Origin of the sequence: Kribbella sp. C-35 (assembly GCF_046549195.1) — a bacterium.
Lineage (GTDB): Bacteria > Actinomycetota > Actinomycetes > Propionibacteriales > Kribbellaceae > Kribbella.
This window is the reverse complement of record NZ_JAJPWG010000005.1, coordinates 18,429-39,976: the sequence shown is the minus strand read 5'-3', so window position 1 is coordinate 39,976 and position 21,548 is coordinate 18,429. Positions and strand designations below refer to the sequence as shown.

Sequence of the window (21,548 nt, the reverse complement as noted above, 5' to 3'; positions counted from 1 at the left end):
TCCGCAGCCACGAGGCAGCTGGGAATCTGGCGAACACACCGGATCCCGGAAAGCACGCGTGGGCGCAGACCGAGCTCATCCAGACCCTCGTTATGACCGAGAACTTCACGGACGCCGCCGAACTCGGGTACGCCATACCCGACCCTTCGACGCGAGCGAAAGCACTGATGCTCGTCGCGCACGGCGCTGTCGACGCTGGTCAACCCGCTGCCGCTGCCGAGGTCGTGCACCACGCGCAGAGGGCGGTTGAGCGCGTCAACGGCGGCTATGGGCAAGACAGCCTGTTTGTCGACCTTGCAGCGCTCCTGGCGTTCATGAAGCAACCTAGTGAAGCTCAGCGATTCGTCGGCCGGATCAAACACCCGGCACTCCGGGTTGACGCCCATCTTGCTGTCGCAGCCGCTCTGCTCGACGGCGGGGAATCGGACCGGGCACTGACGGTCCTGGATGCCGCCGAACAAGGGATGAGTGACCCAGACCGACACGCACGGGGTCTGATCGACCTCGCCGGCGCTCTGGCTCGGAGTGGCCGGCACAGCGATGCGGAGAGGCTTGTCGAAAAGCTCACAGATCCAGGCAGACGCGCCCGCGCCTTGACCGAGCTGGCGCTCGTCCTGGGCGAAGTCGGGCAGTCGGAACGATCCGCTGCGTCGGCCGAAGCAGCCGAACGAAGCGTGGCTGCTCTCAACCAAATACGAGCGCGAGCGCAAACAACGGCAGAGCAGGCGTCGAAGCTCGCCGGGCTCGGGGCAAACGACGTGGCGAAACGCATGATCGTCGCAGCCTGGTCGCTCGGCGACTGGTCGACACCACTCGACGCCATTGCGAAAGTCGACGGCTCGGTGCTGCTTACACTCACCGGACTCGAACTCCCCGAGAAGACCGCGCCCAGCTGACCTGACGCAGCTGGGCGCAGTGTGGACCTGCGGCTCCTCTGATCGGCCTGAACGACATCGGCCTGAACGACATCGACGCATCAGACTTCGCCATCCGAGGATGGCCCGCGGCAGGACTCCGACTTCGCCCGACGAAACCGGTCGGTGCGCCGCCCTGATCGCCGCGTCGGTATCGTCGGGCCATGAACGACGCGCTGCCGCTCCGCATCTTCCTAGCCTCTCCTGGCGACCTTCGTGACGAACGTGAGGCCGTTCGTGCGTGCGTCGATGAGCACAACGCCCGGCGGCGAGGCAGGAGCAATGTCAGCTACGAGGTCGTGGGTTGGGAGCGTGTCCGGGGCACTGCGCGCCGGCCGCAGGAGGCGATCAACGAGCTAATCGGCGAGAGTCACTTCCTGATCGCGCTCTTCAAGCAGTCATGGGGGAGTGAACCGGGTAGCCCCTGGGGCTATACCTCCGGGAGCGAGGAGGAGCTGTTCACAGCTCTGCTCGAGCTCGGCAGGGCCGAGAAGCCGATGCGGGACATCTGGGTGGGCTTCGTCGCTCACTCTTCGCCGGCCGCGGAGATCGTCAAGCTCCGGGAGCAGTTGGCCCGCTCTCACGCGATGCTCTACGAGTCCATCGCAGACGTCCGCGAACTCAAGGCCAAGCTGACTGAGCGTCTTGAGGCGTGGGAGGAGCTGGCCGGAGCTAAGACACACAGGCACGTGGACCTCTTGCCCTCGTCCGGGAAGGAGGTCTTGAGGGCCGCAAACCTGCGCCTGCGCGGTGAGAAGCTGGTGGAGCTCGGTCAGGCCGATGCCGGACGAGCCGCGCTCCAGGAGGCAGCGGCGATTGGCGGTCCGGTCGAGGAGCTCGCCTACGCCCGGTTCTTGTCCCGGAACGGCGAGCTGGACGAGGCTCATGCAGCGACGCAGCGCGCGATCAACCATTTCTCCAGCGGGGACTCTTACCTGTTCTCCGCGCTCGCAGCGCAGGCCTTCGCCGCCCAAGCAGGGGTGCTACGTCGACAGGGCCGCGACATCGATGCCATTGGACGGCTCGAACAGGCCTTGACGCTTCTCGACAAGGAGGACGCGTACGCGCAGAAAGTCCGCTGCCGGATCCTCGACGACCTTGGACTTGCGTACCAGAAGACCGATGATCTGGACTCCGCCCGGCGCAACTTCGAGGAAGCCCTTCTGATCAGACGCACGTCTGGACATGTGCTGGACGAGTGTCAGTCTCTCGTGAATCTGGCGAGGCTTGAGGTTGCCGCGGGGAACCTGGACACGGCGGCTGACTACGCGGACAAGGTGGTCATGTCCCTGCGTGGCACACCACCAACGGCCCTGCATGCCAACGCGGAGGTGCTGGCAGCCCAGGTGCGTATCCGGCAGGACAGGCCCGACGAAGGCATCCCTCATGCGGAACGCGCACTGTCGCTGAACCGCCAAATCGCGAGCCGGCACGGTGAGGCCATCTCTCTGCTCGTCCTTGCTCAGTGCTTCCACGCGGCTGGCCGGCTGCGCGAGGCGGAGGAGCAGGCGCGTGCCTGTCTCGAAGTGAATACGTCAATGGGCAACGACTACGGCGTACGGCGCGCACAGTGGATCCTGGATCACCTGGCGGATTGACCCGAGTCAGAGATGCTCGCTGACCGCGGCGCCAGTTGCATCGACCTGGAGGTAGGCGAGACTGGGCCACAGCAGCGCAGTAAGCCGACCGGACTTGCGTCCACAACCTGTATCAAGCTGCGCCGATCGTGGCCCGATTTTCGGCCGTTGGCCGATCGGTACATGCGCGCTCACCCGAAACTTGGGGGTCGATGCGGCCGGCGGGATGTGCTGCGCGATCACCTCGGCCGACTCGTAGGTTTTCGGCATCAGTCGGATCGCATCCAGATGTCGTGGCGGGACCGCTGAGCGGAAGTGGCTGAGGACTTCGGGACCAACCTTCCCGCCGACGTACGACCGAATGCTCATTGCTCCACCCATCTTGAGGAAGGCCGCCAGATCCTCGGTGTCCAGCGCGTCGAGCAGCGCGTCCTCGTGGTTGCCCTTGAGCAAGGTCGCACGCCCGGACTCGCACAGTTTGAGCAGTTCTTCCATGACCTCGGCCGACTGCTTGCCCTTGTTGATGTAGTCGCCGAGGAATACCGCGTGCGGCCAGCCGGCCATGGTGAGGAGGTCGCAAAGCCCTTGCAGGGCGCGAAGGTTCCCGTGGATGTCGCCGACGAACGCGATCTGGCCGCTCACAGCAGAATCTTCTCCACTTCGGCGTAGTCGGAGCTTGCCGCCCCGGTGTTTCCCAAGGCCATGAATGCCATCGAGAGGATGTCGCTGGCCTGTCCCCACTCGTTGACGACAGTGGCTTCCAGAGACCCGTGAGGACTGGCAGGAAGATCACCGAGGATGACGCGCAGGCGAGACAGGCAGAGTTCGAGGTCAGCCGTAGTGGGTTCGGCTGGCTGTCGCGAGGCGAGGAGATGAGCCAGGGATGAGTCTCCATGCCGGACGGCTAGTTCCCGTACCGAGAAGCAAGGCTGACCGTCGGCGATCGCTTGCGCGTACAGGCAACTGCGCAGCAGATACCGGGCCTGGCGGAGGAGGCCTGCGAGATACTTCGGCAAGTCCTGCTCCGGGCTGGTGAACAGTACGGACATGCCGCGGGCCCTTGCGAGCAGGCGTTCGGTGTCCACCTCGCCCATTTCGACAACTGCGCGCTTGAGCCGACCGTGCTCGTCCCAGACGATCTTGGCGTCTCGCTTGAGATGGGCCCCGAACAGCGTACCGATGCCGGTCGAAAGCTGTTCGCGGGTGTAGTAGCTCACGCTGACCGAGCCGGCGTATGTGCTGCGTCGTGAATTCGACACCAGGGCCAGCACATCCAGGTCGGAGTCCGGCACGGCGTCTCCACGCGCTTGGCTCCCGTAGATCAGGACAGCCTCCGTGTCCGGCGGTAGATCAGGGAAGTCCTCACAGAGGCGAGGTGGGACATGCATCGCCAGCAGTGCTGTGACGATGTCATCGCCGTCCACGTTCCTCCTGCCACCTGTGGTAGTGCCGTCGGGAGCCATCCACGGACATCGTGCCACGTCTTGTTTGGGTAGGATCTCGCCGCGGTGGCATCCAGCAATCCGGGAGCACGGCTGCACTTGATCTTCTCGCGCTACACGGGCGAGTATCGCGCCGACCAGAGACGGGAGTCGATCTGGCAGCGCGCGCTGGGTGAGGTGGACATGGCGGCGACTCGGTGTCGGAGGAGGCGCTGTCCCAGTTCGAGCGAAGGATCTCGACTGCGCGGACGGCTGTCGACACAGCCTTCGACGAGGTGGTCTGGCTGCCGGAGCTTTCCCTCGCAGAATCCATTGCATTGCTCGAGCGCCGGGTCACCGGGTTCCCGCGTGCATTCCTCGCGCTGTGCCACTGCCTGTCGGGCGGTGTACCACGGGATATCGTCCGTGCGGCGCGTACGTTGGTCGATGCTCGGAGGGACTCTGGGCACGACGAGGTCGAGCCACTCGTCAAAGCAGTCGTCAGCATGGAGACGAGCGCCTACCTGCGCGGTGTACTTCGCGACTTGCGGAAGCCCTCCGAATCACAGGGTGACGGCTCGCCGCCGCCGAACGGCGTCCTGTCAGGGGAATCGATCCTTCGGCTGCTGCTCGACGACGTCGCGGCTGCTGAGTCGCAGATCCACTTGGCCGCATCGACGCTGAACGCCCGCGGTGGCCGGTGGTCGAGCGAAATCTCTGCCGTCCTGTCGTACTACGCGGCGATCGGGGAACTCTTCGTCGATCAGTTCGACGTCGTTCGTGGTGCGATCGCGAGCGCACCGGATCAGCAGTGCGTCGAACTGATCGAGGCTCTCACCTCGGTACGCACGAATCTGTCCCTCAGCCCGGACCTCGCAGCCGACAAACTCCTCACCTTGCGCCAGACCTTGCCTTCCGTCTGATCCTCAGGCATTACCTCACCACTCGGCGATGCTGGTGTCCGAGGTGTAGGTCCAGCGGGACTCGGCAGCGGGTCGTGGAGTTCGCGGACGGTGTCCCGGGTGCGGAAGTGGGGAGCGTCGCACCGAGTTGAAGGCAGGTGCCAGAGGTCGGCGCCGAGGATCTGCTCTTGGGGCGAACGTGGCAATTGCGGCATCGCGTTCGGGTCGGTGGGTTCGGCGCCGATCGCCACACCGGGCCGTAGCCGAGCACATTGATCCAGAGCATCTGCCAGGGCTGCAACGGTGCGGGCAAGCCGAGCAGCCGGACGGACCAGCATCACCAAGACCTCGAGGCCTGGGCTGCTGAACGCGTGGCGGAGGAAGGCGCGGATGTTGGAGTGAGGACGAGATCGGCGGCCTGGCGAGGCCATCGCAGTCCCGTGATCAAACGTTTCTGTGCGTGGGAAAGTGCCTCCCGGAGCGTTGTGTTGGCTTGTTGGAGTTCGGTGACTTGGTTCTGCAGTCGATCGACTTCCGCGAGGAGCACAGTGACGTGTTCGGCCTCGATGGCCTCTGCAGAGCGGACTCGTCGGCGGCTTCGCCAACTGCGGAGGCGGCAGCGATCCGAGCAATAGCGTTGGTCGGATCTGGTCGCGGTGTAGGTATCGGCGCAGTGCTCGCAGACGTGTTGGCGGGCAGTCAGATTGTGCCCGAACGAGGGTGGCAGTTCGTCCATAGCTACTTCAACGCGTGGCCGGCGGACGGTTCGAGATACGCGTTGCAGTTTGCTGACACGCCTCGAGTGCCAGATGTGTGTCAGGGGTCGATGAGTCAGGTTTGGTCGGCTGCGGGCGCGTCGAGTTGGCTGACTTGGGCGCGACCGTCCAGTCGGCAGTCTCGTGGGCAGGAAGTGTCGGACGCCGGCGAGGTAAGGGACGAGGTTCTGTGAACGGCCCTTTGCGTTCGAACGGGCGTGCTGTTCGGACAGGACGTTTGCGCCGTGACCAGGATTTGAGAGGCCATCGGCCAGCGCAGGCAACCTGCGTCGTTGTCTCGTCAGGCGTTGGCGACCAGCAGGTCACGGCGCCGGGTCGGCCGAATGACTACAGACTGGTCAAATGCGGCGTGGTGGTCTGCAGGTGGTCAGAGTTCGAGAGTCCAGTTGCCGTCGGGGCTGGTGAGGGTGTTTCGGTTGGCGGTGAGTTCGACGGTCATGGTCTGAAGTGGGAAGCGGCTGGCTGCTGTCCATTTGGCTTGGACGCGTTCCAGGTCGTCCCATAGGCGACGTGGGCCGCTTTGACGGACGGTCTCGGTTTCGCTGTCGGCGCGTGCCCAGGATCCGTCGGCTGCTAGGAGCCAGAGGAGTTGGCTGCCGTCTTCGCGGGTCGCGGAGCGGTTCTCGATGTCGGGGCTGTCGAGTTCGTACAGGCAACGCAGCTGCCAGTCTTCCCACAGATCGGGCAGGGGGCCAGTCAGTTGGCGGGTCTCGTCGCCTGGCTGGTCGCGGGCGGCGCCATACACGTGGTCAAGGCGTGCTGCGTAGTCGGTTTCGCGGCGGGTGCGCATGAAGGTGGCGGGATCTGGCTGGACGCGCCCGCGGACTACTCCGTCGGCGTGCTTCTCGGCGCTGATCAGGAGTGACGTGCCCGTGATGGTGGTGACGAGTCTGCCGCCCAGGCGGAGAGCATCGAGCCATGCCGACGGGATTGGACGCACGGAGACCGTCGCTATGATGCGGTCGTAGTCGGTGTCCGGCAGTGAGCCGGTGGCGTCGGCGACCTCGATGCGGGGTGTTCGGCCGAAGGCGGCTAGGCGTGAGCGGGCGGCATCGACGAGGTACGGGTCTACGTCGATGCTGGTCACCTGTTCGTCGCTGAGGCGGTGTGCGAGGAGGGCGGCGGAGTAGCCGGAGCCGGTGCCGACGTCGAGCACCCGGTTCTGCTCGTCGGGGTTGAGCAGGTGGAGCATGCGCACGATCAACCCGGGCAGGGTCGAGGAGGAAGTCGGGAGACCCGTCGGACGATCGGATGAGTCGGCGCTGTCCGCGTGGAGTGAGCCCACGCGGGTCACCAGCGTCTCGTCGGCGTAGACCTCCGCCCACGGTTGGTCCGGTTGCGGGGTTCGGAGTCCCCAGGCGAATGGGTAGCTGTCGGGGATCGGCTCCCACCACCTCGGCACCAGTTGGTGCCGAGGTGTGGAGCTGACCGAGTCGTGCCACTCCGGCGCGGCCGCGGTTACCTCGTCGGCGAGCTTGCGAGCGGCGTCGGTCCAGTCGGTCACGGAGTCAGTCGTCCTTTCCTTGGAGGGCATCGGCCATTGCTGCGATCATCGGGACGCCGGCCTTGACTGCCAGCCAGTGCCATTGGCCGTTCGGGTTCACTTCGAAGAACATCCATCGACCGTCCGGGGTCACGGCGAAGTCGAGCGCTCCGAAGAACAGGCCCAACTCGTCCATCAGCAGCCGGACACCCTTCTCGACGTCGACCGGAAGTTCGATAGGGCTGTAGGTGAGGGACGGGTAGTCCGTTCGCCAGTCCAGTCTGGCAGCCGCGCTTCCGGCGTGGATTGCGACCGGGAACATCCGCTGCCCGATCACGGTCAGGCGTACCTCGCATCGCTTGGGCACTCGCTCCTGAAACAGATGCGCAGTGCCGGTGAGGCTCGCATCGATATCGTCGTCGCGGAGCACCGTCGTCGGCAGGTATCGGTGACGCCGTTCTGCGGTGAGCACGCCGCCGCTGAGGCCCTTGTAGATGACCTCATCCGCGCCGATGAACTCCCGGGCATGATCAGGATCCGAGGTGATGATCGTCTTTGGCACATCGAGGCCGGCGCGCGCTGCGACGGCCAACTGCACCGGCTTGTAGTTGGCTGCCGAGTCCCTTGCCGGATGATTGACCCATCGCACCGGCAGCGACCCCAGTACGCCGAGGACACCGACACGCGCCTCAGACACAGCGAACGCTCGCGCCTCATCCGGCCAATCAATCGGAACGTTGAACTCGCCAGGTCGTCGCCACCACACGGCGCCGACCGCGTCGAGATCGATCGAACGCTCAGTGGTCAGCTGCCCCTCCCAGCCTTGCGGCCCGAGGGCGACCGCTACACGGGACGACTGCGGGAAGTCGGAGGTGTCGTACCGGACGACCGACGCCTTACGCCGGGTCAGTTCATCGACGACGGCGTCCGCGGTGAGGTCGTCACGACCGGTCAGCACCAAGACGGTGCCCATGGTCAGTAGTTGTCGGTCGAAGTATCCGATCCGGGGCGCTGGCCGTCGGGGATCGGCGTTTCGGTGTTCGTCTCCGGCAGCGCGGCGGCGATCGCGTGGTACGGGTTACCGGTCGCGGACACGTTCAACTGAAGGTTGGCGCTGTAGGTCATCGGCAGTTCCATCGGTGCCTGGTCCGGCCCAGATGCCAGGTGACGGACACCGAACGGAACCGCGGTCATGTCGTTGCTCATGGTCTGTCTCCATTGCCAGTCGGGATTTGGAACGGCCGGCCCAGGACGGACTCGCTATCTCGTCCCGCGCCGGCCGGCTTCTGGGTTGCAGCGTCGGCGATCCGCTGACACCGCAGGTGTCGGCCCGGTAGGCCGCGGATCCGAAGGTTGATGACTTTCGCGTACTGCTCTGCGAGTGCCGTCGGGGCGATGTGCTCCTCGATCAGGTAGTGGCCCAGCCACAGCTGCACGCGCCAGAGTTCCTGCTCGGTCATCGAACTGATGGGTCGGTCAGGCTGAGCGGTCGGGGTCGAGCCACCGGACGACGGTCGAACCGTTGTGGCCGTGTACTGCGAGGAGGGCGTCGAGGCCGTAGTCCCACACGACCGTGGTGGCCCACTTGCCGCGCCACCGAAGTGCCACTGTCCCGTCGGACCACTCGACTCCCTCCGCAACGTCGCCGGTGCCGCTCACCCCGCTGACATCGACGGCGCGACGTAGTACGAACCGGCGTGGGCACGAGGTGATCCCGCTGCAGCGTTCGAGCTGTGCATCGACGTCCATCCGAGTTCCCTTCGAGGTCCTTGGTCCCATCGAAGGCCCTATGGCTGCGGAACGTAAGGAAAGAGTGACTACCTGTTGACGGACGTAAACCGGAAATTTCCGGGCAGAACGCTGTCGGCTGGTGACTCGCCGTACATATCGTTGGGCTGTGGAGGGCAACCAGATCCTGAAGGCGCGCATGGCCGAGGTCGGCCTGACCCAGGCCGAGTTGGCCGAGGCGGTCAACGCCGATCTTCGGCGCGCGGGGTATGGGGGCACTGTGAGCGATCGAACGGTGCGGAACTGGCTGACCGGGAAGACTCGCTGGCCGCATCACCGCCAGCGCGATGCACTGTCCGCAGTCTTCGGCTGTCCGATCACGGATCTCGGATTCGTCGCTCCGGCCCAGCCGGGGCCTGTCCCGCGGCGCCGATTCATCGGTACGTCCGCGGCGACCGTCATGGTCGCCGCCGGCGCATCGACGCAGCGCGTTGCCCAGTCCCGCGTCGGTGCCGGTGACGTCGAGCGGCTGCTCGCCAAATTCGCGCTGATCGTCGCGAGCGATCATCAGTACGGCGGAAAGCTAACCATCGAAACCCAGGCGTCGGCGCTCGCCGGTGAAGCTCTCGCTCTGCTGGCGCGGGGGACCGCGAGTCAGCGCGTTCGAAGCGCTCTCTACGGGTGCGCAGCCTCGTTCACGTCGAGTGCGATGTGGGCTGCCATCGACGGTCGGCGATTCGACACCGCACAACGACATTTCGATCGCGCGGCAGGCCTGGCAACCATGTCAGGCGATCTGGCGATCCAATTCAGGATCTGGTCCCACGCCGGCAGCCTGTATCGCCACATGGCCAGGCCGGTCGATGCGTTGGCTGCGAACGACGTCGCACGTAGGCTGCCGATTGCGAGGCGTGATCCGATGTTCGCTTCTCTTGGTCATGCCAGACATGCCGCGATCCTTGGGCAGACCGGCGATCACCGCGCCGTAAGTCAGGCTGTTGCCCATGCCGAAGATGCCCTGGCCAGATCTGAACCCAGCGGCGAGCGACCGCTCTGGCTGAACGCCTTCTACGACCAGGCAGAGTTGGAGAATCTCGCTCTGGCCGGCTACCTGGCGCTCGGCGACTACGAGGTGGCCGAGGGCCGCGCTCATCGAAGCCTCGCTCTTCTGCGGCCTAGCATGCGGCGTACGCGATCGATCACCACCGCGCGACTCGCCAAAGCACAGCTCGGCCAAGGCGACCTGGAGGAAGCGGTCGCCACCGCAATGTCGATCCCGATCGAACCGACCGGCCTGCATCCGCGCATCAACTCCATGCTTCAAGACTTCGGCAGCACACTGCAGATCGCTGCACCATCGAGCGACCCGGCAACCGCCTGGGACCATTACGCACACGACTCACTGAGGAAGCTTCTGTGACCCCTGACGGTACTGCGCTGCGCCACTCCACCGTGATCGACGACGTGTGGAGCACGCTGATCGAGGTGTACGCCGACGTGCGCGCGGATCAGCTGCATCTGCCGCACTACTCGGTCGAGCGTTTCGGAGAGCAGCTTGCGCGGCATGCGTCGGATCCCGGGTGGGAAGTTGTCATCGGCTACGACGCGGATGAGCCGGTTGGGTTTGCGTACGCGAACACCCTCACGCCTGACGACCGCTGGTGGCGCCGTATGACCACCCCGCTTCCCGACGGCTGCACCGAGACGCCGACCGTGGCAGTGAAAGAGATGATGCTGCGTAAGCCGTGGCGGGGTCGGGGGATCGCCCTGCTGATTCACGATGAGCTGCTCCGCGATCGTCCTGAGGAGCAGGTGTCGTTGCTGGTCAACGCCTTGAACGGCGACGGGAAGGTCAAGGCGCTGTACGAGTCGTGGGGTTACGAGCCGATCAGTACGCAGCAGCCGTCCGTCGACGGCCCGGTCCTCACCGCCATGCTCCGGCCAACACATCCTGCGTCTCGGTCTGCGGGTTGATCTCAGACAACGCCAGCGGCGGACGCTGAGTCGACGCTGGGCGCGGGACGGGATGGCGCGGCGCTGTTCGAAGCCGATTGAGAGTGCGGCTCCCTGTGAGCCGTTCCGCTGCGGAGAGGCAAGCTTGCCGTCAAGCGGCCCGGTCCTTGGTGAATGGCGGAGCTCGATGGCGCGCAGCTGCACGGCGGCGGGGTGCTGCGTCGATCGATGAAGTCTCAACTGCACGTTCGACTCTCCGCGCGACGCAACGCTCGCGTCGCGCCGAACGACGTCTCTCTATCCGGGCACACTTCTTGCATCCGAGGCGTGTCAGCGATCTGCAACGAGTATTTCGGCGTGTCTGGCGACCAGACCTTCAACATTCACGGATAGCCTCCCACGCCGTTCGGGCTTGATCTGACCGCCCGTCAGTACGCCTGCGAATGCCACGGCGGCGCTTACAACGCAGCCAGTCCCACGTCAGACTCTATGGCCGTCATGGAGGTAGGCGACTGTCTGGGAATCGACTGCCTCTAGGGCGGCTTGGAGGCGGAGCCATACGTAGGGCCGGAGGCGTTGTTGGGCTTCGTGCGGCGCGAGGAGTGCGTACCGGGTCAGTTCGTCGCGGTTCGGGCTGAGGTTGGAGATCTGTTCGGGAGTGAGACGGCCGCCGTCGAAGATGAACATCAGAGAGTCGTCCCAGGGGCCGTGGGGTGATACCCAGTCGATGCAGACCAGCGTGAGTTGGCTGGTTGGCAACTCGAGCGTCAGCTCTTCGTTTAGCTCTCGGACGAGACCATCTAGAGGTGGCTCGTTCGCCTCGACCATGCCTCCGGGCAGATCCCAGTCTGGCTTGTAGTCGGGGTCGACGAGGAGGATGAGGCCTTGGGTGTCGCGGAGGATTGCGTCTGCCCCGACCCGCTTTCTGGCCTGCCTGGCGTTCCCTTCCGCGAGGTGTTTCTGCCAGGCTTTGGGGTCGCGCCGGTAGAGCGGTTCGTCTGCGCTCATTGCGCTGGTGCCTGAGACTCGAGGATGTCGGAGGCGATCCATTGCTGGAGCCAGGTTCGCTGTCGCACGGTGTCCGAGACGAGCTCTCTGGTTTCGCTGATCGTGGGAGAGTCGGCGTACGGCGTCAGTTGGTCGCGGATCTCAGTTAAGTGTTGGACGACGAGCTGCGATCCGAGTGATTGGGTGGACTCGATGACGTCGCGTGTGATGCGACAGGCCTCCTCGGTCTCGCCTTGTTCGATCAGTGAAGTGATCAGGAAGAGCTGTCCGAACGCGTGGCTCCGGGTGTGGCTGGATGGGCGGAGTTGGAGCACGAGCTGTGCCTGCTCTTGGGCCACGGCCGGTTTTCCGAGTTGCCGCATGCAGCGCGCCGCTTCACTTGCGAGGCTGCCGTGGTCGAAGTGGCTGACCCATTCGGACGGCGTTTCTGCGTGGGTACCATCCAGTGCGGCTTCAGCTTGTCCCAGGAGTGCGCGAGTCTCCTGATCGTCTCCGAGGGCGGCTCGTCCCCGCGCTTTCATCGCTAGAAGACGAGCAGCCAACTCGGGATTCCGGGGTCCTTCGGCGAGCGCGACTTCGCCAGCCTGGGCGAAGCGAATGGCGCCGAGCGGGTCGGTTCGATGGTGCGCGAGGTGACTGAGACTGGCCAGTACGTGGACGCCGAGTTGGCGATCCTGGCCGGCTTTTGAGAGGTGGAAGGCGCGTAAGAAGTGGCTGTACGCGCGATCGTCGCGCCCCGCGTCGTGAGCCATCCAGCCGGCCATCTCGGTCAGTCCCGCTGCCGCCGTGAACACGGATGGATCTTCGACCACGAGGTCGCCGCCGAACAGCCGCGGGCCTACCTGTCTGTGCAGGTACTTGACCACGGCGGCGTACAGGTGGCCGCCACCGACTTGCCTGTCTGCGGACCGGAAGGCCTGCGTGGCGAGTACGTCGGGTTCTTCGGCGCGCGTCGGCGAGGTCGCGGCGCGTCGTTGCGGGCGATGGTTGGCTGAAGGCGGGGGAGTGGGCTCGGTTCGAATCGCTTCGGGCCCAAACGTTGGCCGCGGCGTCGAGTGGGCTTCCAGCCGCGCCGTGAATCGTGACTTCTCGTCCTCGGTCGCTGCCGCGAGGAGCGTGTCCAGACCTTCCTGGTTGATCGGTCTGGGGCGGATGTTGGTTCCGCCGGCTTCCCAGCGGGAGACCATTCGTTCGCTCACGCCGATGCGATGGGCGAACTCGCGGATGCTCAGGCGCTGCGATTCGCGCAGCGCCCGTACTTCGCGGCCGGACCATGCCTGGACCATCACGGCCTCAGTCTCCCATTGCCCGACCTGCGTCTCCACTTGAACCTCGCCGTGCGGGTTCGGCGGAAGTTCAGTGCTGCGTCAGCGCCAGTCCATGGTGGGTGCTGGCCGGTTTGCTCGACGCTTATCCGTACCGAGCAACAGCCAGATCGGACGGGGTTAGAGATAGATGCGAGTGGCTTTCGGGTACTTCAAGAAGCACTTTCTGATGGGCGATCCCGAGGTCGCGGCGCGTCGGCAAGCGATTGTGGACTGTGCGGGAGCAAACGATTGTGCGCTTGTTGCCATCTTCATCGATGAGCTGGAGACCGCGCCAGAAGAACTGCATAGGGCGCTCGCAACCGTCATGGAGGTCGACGATGGCGTCCTGATCCTGCCGAACCTTCTCCATCTCGCGGCGGCTGGAAATCCGATCGAGCTTCGCCAGCACCTCCTCGCGTGCCACATCGATGTCCTGCTGTCGGAGGTTCCAAAGCAGGCGGGGCGGGTGTGCTGAGAGGGGCCTCCCCTCCTCAATGGCCCTGCACTCCGCGCCCGTTCCGCCCTCCAACAGAGCCTCACCGCCGGATCTCCTCACGGATCGCGGTCGAGGATCTGGGCCCGGTTCGGCTGGTGCTGACACCTCTCAGCGCCAACCGAATCGGTGCGCAAACACTCGCGACGTTTCGCAGCGCTGCCCGAATGCCAGTTCTTTGGTTGCCGCGAGCGTTGAACGTGCATGGCGGATGGTCGAGAGGTTCAGCGGGAGTCGCGTGAGTCGTGGGTTGGAGTGAACACACCGGCTCGGGCGCCGGTGCTTTATCCACAGGCTGCTCGTGTGCTTCGGCGGATCATCGCACGGCTGGCAAGGTCGCGGCGTGGGACCGCTGAGGGGTGCGAGGAGGAGGAATCGTGAGCGACGGTGATGAGTGGGCGACTCTGGACGAGCTGCTCGGCATGGAGGCGCTGGCGGATCGGCCGGTGGATGGGGGCGGGATCGGACGGCTGGCGTTCTACGGTCGGTGCTCGACGGAGGACAATCAGGATCCGGCGACCTCTAAGGCGTGGCAACTGGCGGAGGCTGAACGGTTCGTGGGGCCGCTCGGGGGAGAGGTTGTCGCCGAGTTCTTCGACATCGGTCAGTCTCGGTCGTTGCCGTGGGAGCGGCGGACGGAGGCCAACGAGGTGCTGCGTGCCCTGAAGAATCCGGAGCGTGGATGGGACGGGTTGGTGGTGGGGGAGGCGACTCGTTGCTGGTTCAGCAATCAGTTCAGTCTGACGTGGCCGAAGTTTGATCGGTACGGCGTGTCCCTGTGGATACCGAGTCTGGGTGGGCGGTTCGATCCGGAGAACACGGTGCACGACATGGCGATGACGATCACCGGTGGGTTGTCGAAGTCGGAGCGGCAGCATGTGCAGCGACGGGTTCGGGCTGCAATGGCTGCGCAGGTGTTGATCGATGGGCGGTACCAGGGCGGGCGACCGCCTTATGGCTACGTGGCGGTGGATGGCGGGCCGCATCCTCATCCAAGGAAGGCGCAAGAAGGCCTGCGGTTGAAGGTGTTGGCCATCGATGAGTTCGCCGCAGACGTCGTTCGGAGGATCTTCGACCTCTACCTACAGGGCTGGGGGAAGAAGGCGATCGCGGAGTATCTCAACCGGGAAGGTGTGCCTTGTCCGTCGGCGCACTCGCCACATCAGAACCGTCATCGGAAGATGGATGGCTGGCAGCACTCGACGATCGTGGCGATTCTGGACAACCCGCGATACACGGGCTATGCGGTGTACGGCCGGTGGCAGAAGGTGGAGGAGCTGCTGGATCCTGAGGACGTCGCGGCGGGCTATGTTGTGAGGTTTCGGCGTTCGCCACAAGCGAAGATCGTGCGCTCGCGGCAGCCGGCTCACCCTGCGATCGTTTCTGTGGGGAGGTTCACAGCCGCGCAGCTTGAGCAGCGCAAGCGGAAGTCGGGTGGCAAGGCGGGCTGGTCCTCGGTTGACCGACGGCGGGTCTCGCAGAAGCGGATGTACGTCTTCCGCGGGCGGATCAAGTGCGCGCTGTGCGCACGAACGATGGAAGGCGCGGCACGTCGGCAGGACACGATCTACTACCGGTGCAACGCACGCACGTTGGTTCCGGGGTCTGCGACGGCGAGCGCTCATCCGCCACAGATCTATCTTCGCGAGGATGTGATCACCCCGCGAATCAATCGATGGATCGGGAGTTTGTTCGATCCGATGCACCGGGACGACACGATCGCAACACTGCTGGAATCTGACGATTCAGCCGACAGGGCCCGCGAGCATGTGGAGCGAGTACGAGATCGTGTGGCGGCGGCTGAGACTGTCATGGAGAAGTTGCGTAGAGCGCTGGATGCGGGCTGGGATCCGGTCGAGTTGCGCGATCAGTACAACGCGGCCGTCGCGGAGAAGCGTTCGGCCGAAGTCGCGCTCGCGGCGGCGCCCGATGACAGTGGACTGAGTCGCGGGGACCTGGAGGCGTTTGTCGATCAGCTCGGAGACATCGGAGCAGCGCTGGATGTTGCCGAGCCGCAGGAGCTGAGTGAGCTCTACGCGTCGCTGCGGCTGTCGCTGAGGTATCACCACATCAAGCAGACTGTCGATGTGGAGGTCGACCCGTTGGCCGACCGTGTGAATAAGTTGCGTGTCCGAGGGGGGACTTGAACCCCCACGCCCCGCGAAGGGCACTAGCACCTCAAGCTAGCGCGTCTGCCTATTCCGCCACCCGGACGAGTGGTCTGACCGCCTCAGCGGTGCCGACCGGAGAACAGTAGCAAACTCCAGGGGTGGAATTCACATCGGGCCGCCGGGGTAGTGACGAGGGGGTGTGGGCGGCGTAGTTTGAAATTCAAGGAGTGGCCTCTGGGGTGGAGGTGGGTACGCCGTGGGCGCGTGGAACGGGATGTCCTTCGAGGGCAAGGAGACGATCCTCCGGGTTGTCCGGCAGGAGGCGGAGCTGTTCTTCGGGATGGTCGGGTCCGACGGCGTATGGGAGGCGCCGACCGGGGCCGGGCACTGGGAAGTGCGGGATGTGGTGGCACATCTCACCGATACCACCGAGTCGTACTTCGTGGCGTTCGACGCGGCGCGGTCGCACGCGGAGGTACCCCCGGCGTACGGGCTGCCGGGGATGGCCGAGCGGGTCGACCAGCAGGCGCTCGCGCTCCGCGAGGTGCCACAGACCGAGCTCATCGATCGGCTCCGGACAGACTTCGACAAGATGATGGGGATGTTCGACGCGCTCGGGCCGGACGACTGGGGCGGGTTCACCGTGTCGCACTTCTACATGGGCCCGCTGCCGGCGTTCTTCTATCCGGCGTTCCAGTTGATGGATTACGGCGTCCATTCGTGGGACATCCGGCAGGGGACTGGCCGGGCGCACGGGCTGTCGGGCGAGGCCGCGGACCTGCTCGTCCCGTTCATGTTCGTGCTGTGGAAGTACACCACCGGGGCCAAGGATCCGTGTGAGCTCGGGATCCGGATCACCAGCGGCCCGAACGCCGGCGACACCAGGGTGACCGTCGGTCCGGACGGCATGGACTACGCGGCCGGCGACGTGAGCGACCTGCAGGCCGTGATCGAGTTCGACCCGGGCAGTTTCGTCCTGACGGCGTTCGGCCGGAGCAACGCCGGTACGATCCGTGGCGACCGCGCGGTCGCCGACCGGTACCTGAACCTGTTCTTCCGCATTTGAGGGATCTGAGGGGGATCGCATGACCGATATCGACCTGTCCACGATCGAGGCGGAGCGGGAGCGGATCAGGACGGCGTACCTGAAGTCCGGTGGTAGCTCGTCGGCGCGTGGGCTGCATCACACTGCGTTACTGTGCGCGGACGTCGAACGGACGGTGCGGTTCTATCAGGAGGTGCTGGGGTTCCCGTTGACCGAGATGGTCGGGAACCGGGACTACGAGGGGTCGACGCACTTCTTCTTCGACATCGGGAACGGGAATCTGCTGGCGTTCTTCGACTTCCCGGGGCTGGATCTCGGGCCGTACGCCGAGGTGCTCGGCGGACTGCACCACCTGGCGATCTCGGTGGAGCCCGGTCAGTGGGAGCGGCTGAAGGCGAGCCTGACCGAGCACGGTGTCGAGTTCCAGGAGGAGAGCGGTACGTCGATCTACTTCCGCGACCCCGACGGCGCCCGGATCGAGCTGATCTCCGACCCGCTGGGCGAGATGTACGGCCTCAAGGTGCTCTGAACGGTCCTGGAGGTTCCTGAGCCGTTGACCGGGTGACGGGCGGGCGGGATCCTCGTCTCGGGGTTGAGACCAAGGCTCGGGGTGGGGCGATGGGGCAGCGTAGTCCGTTGGTGACGCTCGCGGCGACGGCCGTCGGGCTGGTCGGGTTGCTGGTGGTCAACAGCACGCAGACCGGCAGTCCGGCCACCGCGCCGACCGCCGAGCAGTCAGCGTCGACCAACCCGACGAGCGCGCCCACAACGCCACCGCCCACAACCACGGCGCCGAGCGCGCCGGAGCAGACAAGCCCGACCCCAGAGCAGACGCAGCCGGCAGCACAGAACCCAGTCGTGTACGTCGGCCGCACAGCAGGTCGGGAAGCCACCCTCGCCGTCGCAGTCAAAGGCGCCAAAGCCGTTGCCTACATCTGCGACGGCCAACGCGTGGAGGCCTGGCTGACCGGCACCTTCACCGGCGGTCAGCTCGAACTGCGATCGCGTACCGGAGAGCGCCTGACCGGAGTAGCCACCGCCAAAGCGGCGTCTGGAGAACTGACGCTGCGCGGCCGCCCACTGCGGTTCACAGCGACCCTGGCAGGACCACCGGCCGGCCTCTACCGCGCCCGCAACAGCACCTCGACCATCGGCTGGATCGTCCTCCCCGACGGCTCGCAGGTAGGCATCGACAACGACGGCACACCCGACGCGGCACCACCGCTCGACCCGGCCACCCGCTCCGCCACCGTGAACGGCGCCGCCGTGACAGCTAAATCCATCGCCGGCGACGAGACCTTCTGAGGTGGGGCAGATGAGTACGACGTCAGTCGCGAGGCGCAGTGCCGTTGCTGTCCCGTTGATCGCTGGCGCCGCAGCGGCTGTCGCATTGGGTGTGTACGGGCGATTGCACGACCCCACCGGCGTCGCGATCGACATCGCGGGCTTCTCCAGTTTCCAAGCGGTCAAGAGCTGGCTGACCACGCTCGCCGCCGTACTCGGCCTCCTCCAACTGGCAAGCGCAGTCGCGCTCTACCGGGGCCGTCGGCAGCTCGCTCCCTTGCACCGCTGGTCCGGCAGAGCTGCCGTCCTCGTCACGCTCCCCGTCGTCGCGCATTGCCTTTACGCATTGGGCTTCCAGTACGGCGAACCGCGCGTACTCGTCCACTCCCTGCTCGGCTGCTGCTTCTACGGCGCGTTCGTCGTGAAGATGCTGGCGCTCACCCGAGCAGGCGCGCCGTCCTGGCTGCTCCCGGTCGTCGGCGGGGCTGTCTTCACCGGCCTGATGGGGCTGTGGCTCACCTCGGCGCTGTGGTTCTTCACCACGTTCGGCGTCATCCGTTGAAAGGACCCGCTGTGGACGCACCCAGCCGCCGTACCATCCTCACCGGAGCCGCCGCCGGACTGGTGACTGTGGCCGGCTGCGCGAAGTACGGCGAGCCGCAGAGCACGCCCGCGCCCGCGCCTGCCGACACCGTCCTCGGGCCGACCGCGGACATCCCGGTCGGCGGCGGGAAGATCTTCGCGCCGCAGCAGGTCGTGGTCACGCAGCCGGTCAAGGGCACGTTCAAGGCGTTCAGCTCGATCTGCACTCACCAGAGCTGCCCGGTCGCCAGCGTTGCCAGCGGGACGATCAACTGCGACTGCCACGGCAGCAAGTACGCGCTCGAGGACGGCTCCGTGCAGGCCGGCCCGGCGCCACGCCCGCTGCCACCGAAGCAGATCACTGTCTCCGGCGACGCGATCACCCTGACCTGAAGGGCCTCAGCCGCGCCCGTCCGCGGCGGGGTGTTCGACGAGAGCGATCACCCGGCTGGTGATGAAGCGGGCGGTCCGGACGGCCTTGCCGGACCGGGTCACCTCGACCACCTCGGTCAGGCTGCGGGTGGTGTTGATCTCGACCCGGCGACCGGCCTTGGTCGCGGCGATCTCGTACGTCGACACGCCGTTGCCGGTGTCGACGACGATCTCTACCCGGTCGCCTCTCACACTTGTTTCGTACCCGGTACCGCAAGAGCTCAAGCGAGCGGTGTAATGGGTACCGGGAGGCGTGATGGCGGAAGGTCCCGGCCCCAAGCGACCGCGCAGGCGACCCGCGGCGGTCATCGTCACCGCTGCCCTGGCCGTCACGCTGGTTTCCGCCGTGCTCGGTGCCCTCGCCGTCGGCTGGCTCGACGGCGGTCCCCGGTCCGCGCCCGGGCCGAACGCCGTACCACTGGCACCTGCCACCAGGCTGCCTTCGACGACGGCCGGTACGCCTGGCACCGGGACGCCGTCAGGACCGGCGGCGACTCCGGCGCCGCCGCCGACGACCGAGTTCAGATTTCAGCCGCTCTGGCCGTTCCGGTCGGTCGCGGAGGCCGCGGGCTGGCAGCGGTCGTATCGCGGGAGTGGCGGGCAGCCGTGGCACCTGGACGCTGCGGAGACAGCGCTCGACTTCACACGAGGCTTCCTCGGGTTCACCGAGATCGACCGGGTGGTGTCGCGGTCTGTCCGCGGTGCCGAGGCCTACATCGGCGTCGGCTACCAGGCCGAGGGCGGCGGCCCGAGTGGCGCAGCCGTCATCCACTTGGTGAAGATCGGACGCGGATCGGACGCGCCGTGGGAGGTGGTCGGCACAGCCGATACATCCCTCACCGTCGAGCAGCCCCGGTATGCCGCCCGCGTGACGTCACCGATCACGGTTGGCGGGCGGATCACCGGGGTGGACGAGTCGATCCGGGTTCAGGTTCGGCAGCCGTCGTCAGAGGAGCCGATCGGCACCTACTGCTGTCGCCCCGGCGGTGGCGAGAAGCAGCCGTGGTCCGCGCAGGTGACCTTCCGCGGGGCTGTGGATCCGGCCTTGACTGTCGTTGCGTCCACGGGCGGGCACTTGAGGGAGGTCGAGCAGTTCGCGATCACAGGGGTACGCCGGGGCTGACCGCTGGCCCGTGCTTCGCCGTACCGGGATCTGGGTGTGGCCGGACTGTGGGAGAGGATAGAGCTATGACTGCTCCGGAGACCGCTGACCGTTCGTACACGCCCGATGCCGAAGTAGTGGAGCTCTGCAGCGAGCTGATCCAGATCGACACCACGAACTACGGGAACGGCAAGAGCAACGGGGAGCGGGTCGCGGCCGAGTACGTCGCGGCGAAGCTGGACGAGGTCGGGATCGAGTCGACGATCTACGAGTCGGAGCCGGGGCGGGCGACGCTGGTCGCGCACTGGGACGGCGAGGACCAGGGTGCGGACCCGTTGCTCGTGCACGGGCACCTGGACGTCGTACCGGCGGATCCGAAGGACTGGAAGGTCGATCCGTTCGCGGGTGAGATCTTCGACGGGTGCGTCTGGGGTCGCGGCGCGGTCGACATGAAGGACTTCGACGCGATGGTGCTATCCGTGGTTCGGGCACGCCAGCGCGCCGGTGTGAAGCCGCGGCGTCCGGTCCGGCTGGTGTTCACGGCCGACGAGGAGGCCGGCGGCGTGTACGGCGCCCAGTGGCTGATCAACAACCACCCGGACACCGTTGCCGACTGCACCGAAGGTATCGGCGAGGTCGGCGGGTTCTCGATCACGGTCAAGGACGACCTGCGGCTGTACCTGATCGAGACCGCCGAGAAGGGCATGAACTGGATGCGGCTCAAGGCCCGCGGTACGGCGGGACACGGGTCGATGGTCAACACCGACAACGCCGTCACGAACCTGGTCGAGGCGGTGACCCGGATCGGATCGCACGAGTGGCCGCTGCGCGTCACGCCGACGGTCCGCGAGTTCCTGAAGACGCTCGAGGACGTGCTCGAGGTCGAGCTCGATCCGGACGACATGACCACGACGCTGGCGAAGCTGGGCAGCTTCAGCCGGATGTTCGGCGCCACGATCCGCAACACTGCGAACCCGACGATGCTGGACGCCGGCTACAAGGTGAACGTGATCCCGGGCGACGCCGAGGCGCACATCGACGGGCGGTTCCTGCCCGGGCACGAGGACGAGTTCTTCGCGACCATCGACGAGTTGCTCGGCGACAAGGTTCAGCGCGAGACGGTTGTCCAGGACATCGCGCTGGAGACGGAGTTCAGCGGCGGGCTGGTCGAGGCGATGAAGGCGTGCCTCGCGGCGGAGGACCCGCAGAGCCGCACCGCACCGCTGCTGATGTCAGGTGGGACGGACGCGAAGTCGTGGAGCCGACTTGGTGTGCGGTGCTTCGGGTTCGTACCGCTGCAGCTGCCGCCGGACCTCGATTTCATGGGCATGTTCCACGGCATCGACGAGCGCGTGCCGACATCGGCACTCGAATTCGGCTCACGGGTGCTGGACCGCTTCCTCGATCAGGCCTGACACAGGCCGGGTGAT

General features: G+C 66.0%; 24 protein-coding genes and 1 tRNA gene. 14 read left to right on the top strand and 11 right to left on the bottom strand.

Annotated elements, in window-relative coordinates; translation table 11 throughout:
* Positions 1–92 precede the first annotated feature (92 nt).
* Together ACLJOO_RS30655 and ACLJOO_RS30650 are read left to right on the top strand one after the other, a co-directional pair.
* Positions 93–896 (top strand): hypothetical protein, encoded by an 804-nt coding sequence (locus ACLJOO_RS30655; RefSeq protein WP_410790986.1) that lies wholly within the window; start codon positions 93–95, stop codon positions 894–896.
* A 182-nt stretch (positions 897–1,078) separates the two neighbouring features.
* On the top strand, positions 1,079–2,512 hold the full coding sequence (locus tag ACLJOO_RS30650; protein ID WP_410790984.1) for a tetratricopeptide repeat protein: 1,434 nt from the start codon (positions 1,079–1,081) through the stop codon (positions 2,510–2,512).
* A 6-nt stretch (positions 2,513–2,518) separates the two neighbouring features.
* Here ACLJOO_RS30650 and ACLJOO_RS30645 read toward each other — a convergent pair whose 3' ends face one another.
* Both ACLJOO_RS30645 and ACLJOO_RS30640 read right to left on the bottom strand, forming a co-directional pair.
* The gene (locus ACLJOO_RS30645) at positions 2,519–3,133 is read right to left on the bottom strand and encodes a metallophosphoesterase (protein ID WP_410790983.1); all 615 of its coding nucleotides are present in this window, start codon (positions 3,131–3,133) and stop codon (positions 2,519–2,521) included.
* Positions 3,130–3,915, bottom strand: a complete 786-nt coding sequence (locus ACLJOO_RS30640; RefSeq protein WP_410790982.1) for a nucleotidyltransferase domain-containing protein — start codon at positions 3,913–3,915, stop codon at positions 3,130–3,132. The genes ACLJOO_RS30645 and ACLJOO_RS30640 overlap by 4 nt, the downstream gene beginning before the upstream one ends.
* 215 nt (positions 3,916–4,130) lie before the next feature.
* Here ACLJOO_RS30640 and ACLJOO_RS30635 point away from each other — a divergent pair, with 215 nt between their 5' ends.
* Entirely contained in the window at positions 4,131–4,835 is a 705-nt protein-coding gene (locus ACLJOO_RS30635; RefSeq protein ID WP_410790981.1) for a hypothetical protein, read from the top strand.
* A gap of 1,122 nt (positions 4,836–5,957) precedes the next feature.
* On the opposite strand, the gene ACLJOO_RS30630 is transcribed toward ACLJOO_RS30635, so the two are convergent.
* From ACLJOO_RS30630 to ACLJOO_RS30610, 5 genes are read right to left on the bottom strand one after another with little or no spacing between them, the layout of a single operon-like run.
* Positions 5,958–7,094: a methyltransferase domain-containing protein gene (locus ACLJOO_RS30630; RefSeq protein WP_410790980.1), complete on the bottom strand. Its 1,137-nt coding sequence runs from the start codon at positions 7,092–7,094 to the stop codon at positions 5,958–5,960.
* 4 nt (positions 7,095–7,098) lie between these two features.
* Positions 7,099–8,046, bottom strand: coding sequence for an ATP-grasp ribosomal peptide maturase (gene tgmB, locus ACLJOO_RS30625; RefSeq protein ID WP_410790979.1), 948 nt, complete (start codon positions 8,044–8,046; stop codon positions 7,099–7,101).
* Between the two features lie 2 nt (positions 8,047–8,048).
* Positions 8,049–8,279: a putative ATP-grasp-modified RiPP gene (gene tgmA, locus ACLJOO_RS30620; protein WP_410790978.1), complete on the bottom strand. Its 231-nt coding sequence runs from the start codon at positions 8,277–8,279 to the stop codon at positions 8,049–8,051.
* Positions 8,276–8,533: a hypothetical protein gene (locus tag ACLJOO_RS30615; RefSeq protein WP_410790977.1), complete on the bottom strand. Its 258-nt coding sequence runs from the start codon at positions 8,531–8,533 to the stop codon at positions 8,276–8,278. Before ACLJOO_RS30615 ends, tgmA begins: the two co-directional genes overlap by 4 nt.
* A 16-nt stretch (positions 8,534–8,549) precedes the next feature.
* Positions 8,550–8,822: a hypothetical protein gene (locus ACLJOO_RS30610; protein WP_410790976.1), complete on the bottom strand. Its 273-nt coding sequence runs from the start codon at positions 8,820–8,822 to the stop codon at positions 8,550–8,552.
* A 148-nt stretch (positions 8,823–8,970) separates the two neighbouring features.
* Between ACLJOO_RS30610 and ACLJOO_RS30605 the strand changes: the two genes are divergently transcribed.
* Together ACLJOO_RS30605 and ACLJOO_RS30600 are read left to right on the top strand one after the other, a co-directional pair.
* Positions 8,971–10,221 (top strand): helix-turn-helix transcriptional regulator, encoded by a 1,251-nt coding sequence (locus tag ACLJOO_RS30605; RefSeq protein WP_410790974.1) that lies wholly within the window; start codon positions 8,971–8,973, stop codon positions 10,219–10,221.
* Positions 10,218–10,775 (top strand): hypothetical protein, encoded by a 558-nt coding sequence (locus ACLJOO_RS30600; RefSeq protein ID WP_410790973.1) that lies wholly within the window; start codon positions 10,218–10,220, stop codon positions 10,773–10,775. Before ACLJOO_RS30605 ends, ACLJOO_RS30600 begins: the two co-directional genes overlap by 4 nt.
* A 459-nt stretch (positions 10,776–11,234) precedes the next feature.
* On the opposite strand, the gene ACLJOO_RS30595 is transcribed toward ACLJOO_RS30600, so the two are convergent.
* The gene (locus ACLJOO_RS30595) at positions 11,235–11,762 is read right to left on the bottom strand and encodes an NUDIX domain-containing protein (RefSeq protein WP_410790972.1); all 528 of its coding nucleotides are present in this window, start codon (positions 11,760–11,762) and stop codon (positions 11,235–11,237) included.
* Entirely contained in the window at positions 11,759–13,087 is a 1,329-nt protein-coding gene (locus tag ACLJOO_RS30590) for a helix-turn-helix domain-containing protein (protein WP_410790971.1), read from the bottom strand. The genes ACLJOO_RS30595 and ACLJOO_RS30590 overlap by 4 nt, the downstream gene beginning before the upstream one ends.
* 169 nt (positions 13,088–13,256) lie before the next feature.
* On the opposite strand from ACLJOO_RS30590, the gene ACLJOO_RS30585 reads away from it, so the two are divergent.
* Positions 13,257–13,544 carry a hypothetical protein gene (locus ACLJOO_RS30585; protein WP_410790970.1) on the top strand — a complete coding sequence of 96 codons (288 nt, stop codon included), beginning with the start codon at positions 13,257–13,259 and terminating at the stop codon, positions 13,542–13,544.
* Between the two features lie 395 nt (positions 13,545–13,939).
* Positions 13,940–15,709: a recombinase family protein gene (locus ACLJOO_RS30580; RefSeq protein ID WP_410790969.1), complete on the top strand. Its 1,770-nt coding sequence runs from the start codon at positions 13,940–13,942 to the stop codon at positions 15,707–15,709.
* Here ACLJOO_RS30580 and ACLJOO_RS30575 read toward each other — a convergent pair.
* Positions 15,691–15,776: transfer RNA gene (locus ACLJOO_RS30575), tRNA-Leu, on the bottom strand. The genes ACLJOO_RS30580 and ACLJOO_RS30575 overlap by 19 nt on opposite strands.
* Positions 15,777–15,929: 153 nt before the next feature.
* Between ACLJOO_RS30575 and ACLJOO_RS30570 the strand changes: the two genes are divergently transcribed.
* The 5 genes from ACLJOO_RS30570 (at position 15,930) to ACLJOO_RS30550 (ending at position 18,977) form a co-directional block, all read left to right on the top strand.
* Positions 15,930–16,739, top strand: coding sequence for a maleylpyruvate isomerase family mycothiol-dependent enzyme (locus ACLJOO_RS30570; RefSeq protein WP_410790968.1), 810 nt, complete (start codon positions 15,930–15,932; stop codon positions 16,737–16,739).
* Between the two features lie 19 nt (positions 16,740–16,758).
* Entirely contained in the window at positions 16,759–17,247 is a 489-nt protein-coding gene (locus ACLJOO_RS30565) for a VOC family protein (RefSeq protein WP_410790967.1), read from the top strand.
* A gap of 89 nt (positions 17,248–17,336) precedes the next feature.
* Complete coding sequence (locus tag ACLJOO_RS30560) at positions 17,337–18,023, top strand: hypothetical protein (protein WP_410790966.1); 687 nt, start codon at positions 17,337–17,339, stop codon at positions 18,021–18,023.
* 10 nt (positions 18,024–18,033) lie between these two features.
* Positions 18,034–18,564, top strand: coding sequence for a DUF6529 family protein (locus ACLJOO_RS30555; protein WP_410790965.1), 531 nt, complete (start codon positions 18,034–18,036; stop codon positions 18,562–18,564).
* An 11-nt stretch (positions 18,565–18,575) separates the two neighbouring features.
* Complete coding sequence (locus tag ACLJOO_RS30550; protein ID WP_410790964.1) at positions 18,576–18,977, top strand: Rieske (2Fe-2S) protein; 402 nt, start codon at positions 18,576–18,578, stop codon at positions 18,975–18,977.
* Between the two features lie 6 nt (positions 18,978–18,983).
* Here the strand turns inward: ACLJOO_RS30550 and ACLJOO_RS30545 are convergent, their stop codons facing one another.
* The gene (locus ACLJOO_RS30545) at positions 18,984–19,208 is read right to left on the bottom strand and encodes a hypothetical protein (RefSeq protein ID WP_410790963.1); all 225 of its coding nucleotides are present in this window, start codon (positions 19,206–19,208) and stop codon (positions 18,984–18,986) included.
* 64 nt (positions 19,209–19,272) lie between these two features.
* Between ACLJOO_RS30545 and ACLJOO_RS30540 the strand changes: the two genes are divergently transcribed.
* Positions 19,273–20,139, top strand: coding sequence for a hypothetical protein (locus ACLJOO_RS30540; RefSeq protein ID WP_410790962.1), 867 nt, complete (start codon positions 19,273–19,275; stop codon positions 20,137–20,139).
* Between the two features lie 65 nt (positions 20,140–20,204).
* The gene (locus ACLJOO_RS30535; protein ID WP_410790961.1) at positions 20,205–21,533 is read left to right on the top strand and encodes a M20/M25/M40 family metallo-hydrolase; all 1,329 of its coding nucleotides are present in this window, start codon (positions 20,205–20,207) and stop codon (positions 21,531–21,533) included.
* Positions 21,534–21,548 lie beyond the last annotated feature (15 nt).

Coding starts and splice junctions, on each gene's coding strand:
- ACLJOO_RS30560 (WP_410790966.1), top strand. CDS start 17,337: ATGGGGCAGCGTAGTCCGTTGGTGACGCTCGCGGCGACGGCCGTCGGG.
- ACLJOO_RS30655 (WP_410790986.1), top strand. CDS start 93: ATGACCGAGAACTTCACGGACGCCGCCGAACTCGGGTACGCCATACCC.
- ACLJOO_RS30650 (WP_410790984.1), top strand. CDS start 1,079: ATGAACGACGCGCTGCCGCTCCGCATCTTCCTAGCCTCTCCTGGCGAC.
- ACLJOO_RS30610 (WP_410790976.1), bottom strand. CDS start 8,822: ATGGACGTCGATGCACAGCTCGAACGCTGCAGCGGGATCACCTCGTGC.
- ACLJOO_RS30595 (WP_410790972.1), bottom strand. CDS start 11,762: ATGAGCGCAGACGAACCGCTCTACCGGCGCGACCCCAAAGCCTGGCAG.
- ACLJOO_RS30555 (WP_410790965.1), top strand. CDS start 18,034: ATGAGTACGACGTCAGTCGCGAGGCGCAGTGCCGTTGCTGTCCCGTTG.
- ACLJOO_RS30615 (WP_410790977.1), bottom strand. CDS start 8,533: ATGACCGAGCAGGAACTCTGGCGCGTGCAGCTGTGGCTGGGCCACTAC.
- tgmB (WP_410790979.1), bottom strand. CDS start 8,046: ATGGGCACCGTCTTGGTGCTGACCGGTCGTGACGACCTCACCGCGGAC.
- ACLJOO_RS30535 (WP_410790961.1), top strand. CDS start 20,205: ATGACTGCTCCGGAGACCGCTGACCGTTCGTACACGCCCGATGCCGAA.
- ACLJOO_RS30585 (WP_410790970.1), top strand. CDS start 13,257: ATGGGCGATCCCGAGGTCGCGGCGCGTCGGCAAGCGATTGTGGACTGT.
- ACLJOO_RS30565 (WP_410790967.1), top strand. CDS start 16,759: ATGACCGATATCGACCTGTCCACGATCGAGGCGGAGCGGGAGCGGATC.
- ACLJOO_RS30540 (WP_410790962.1), top strand. CDS start 19,273: ATGGCGGAAGGTCCCGGCCCCAAGCGACCGCGCAGGCGACCCGCGGCG.
- tgmA (WP_410790978.1), bottom strand. CDS start 8,279: ATGAGCAACGACATGACCGCGGTTCCGTTCGGTGTCCGTCACCTGGCA.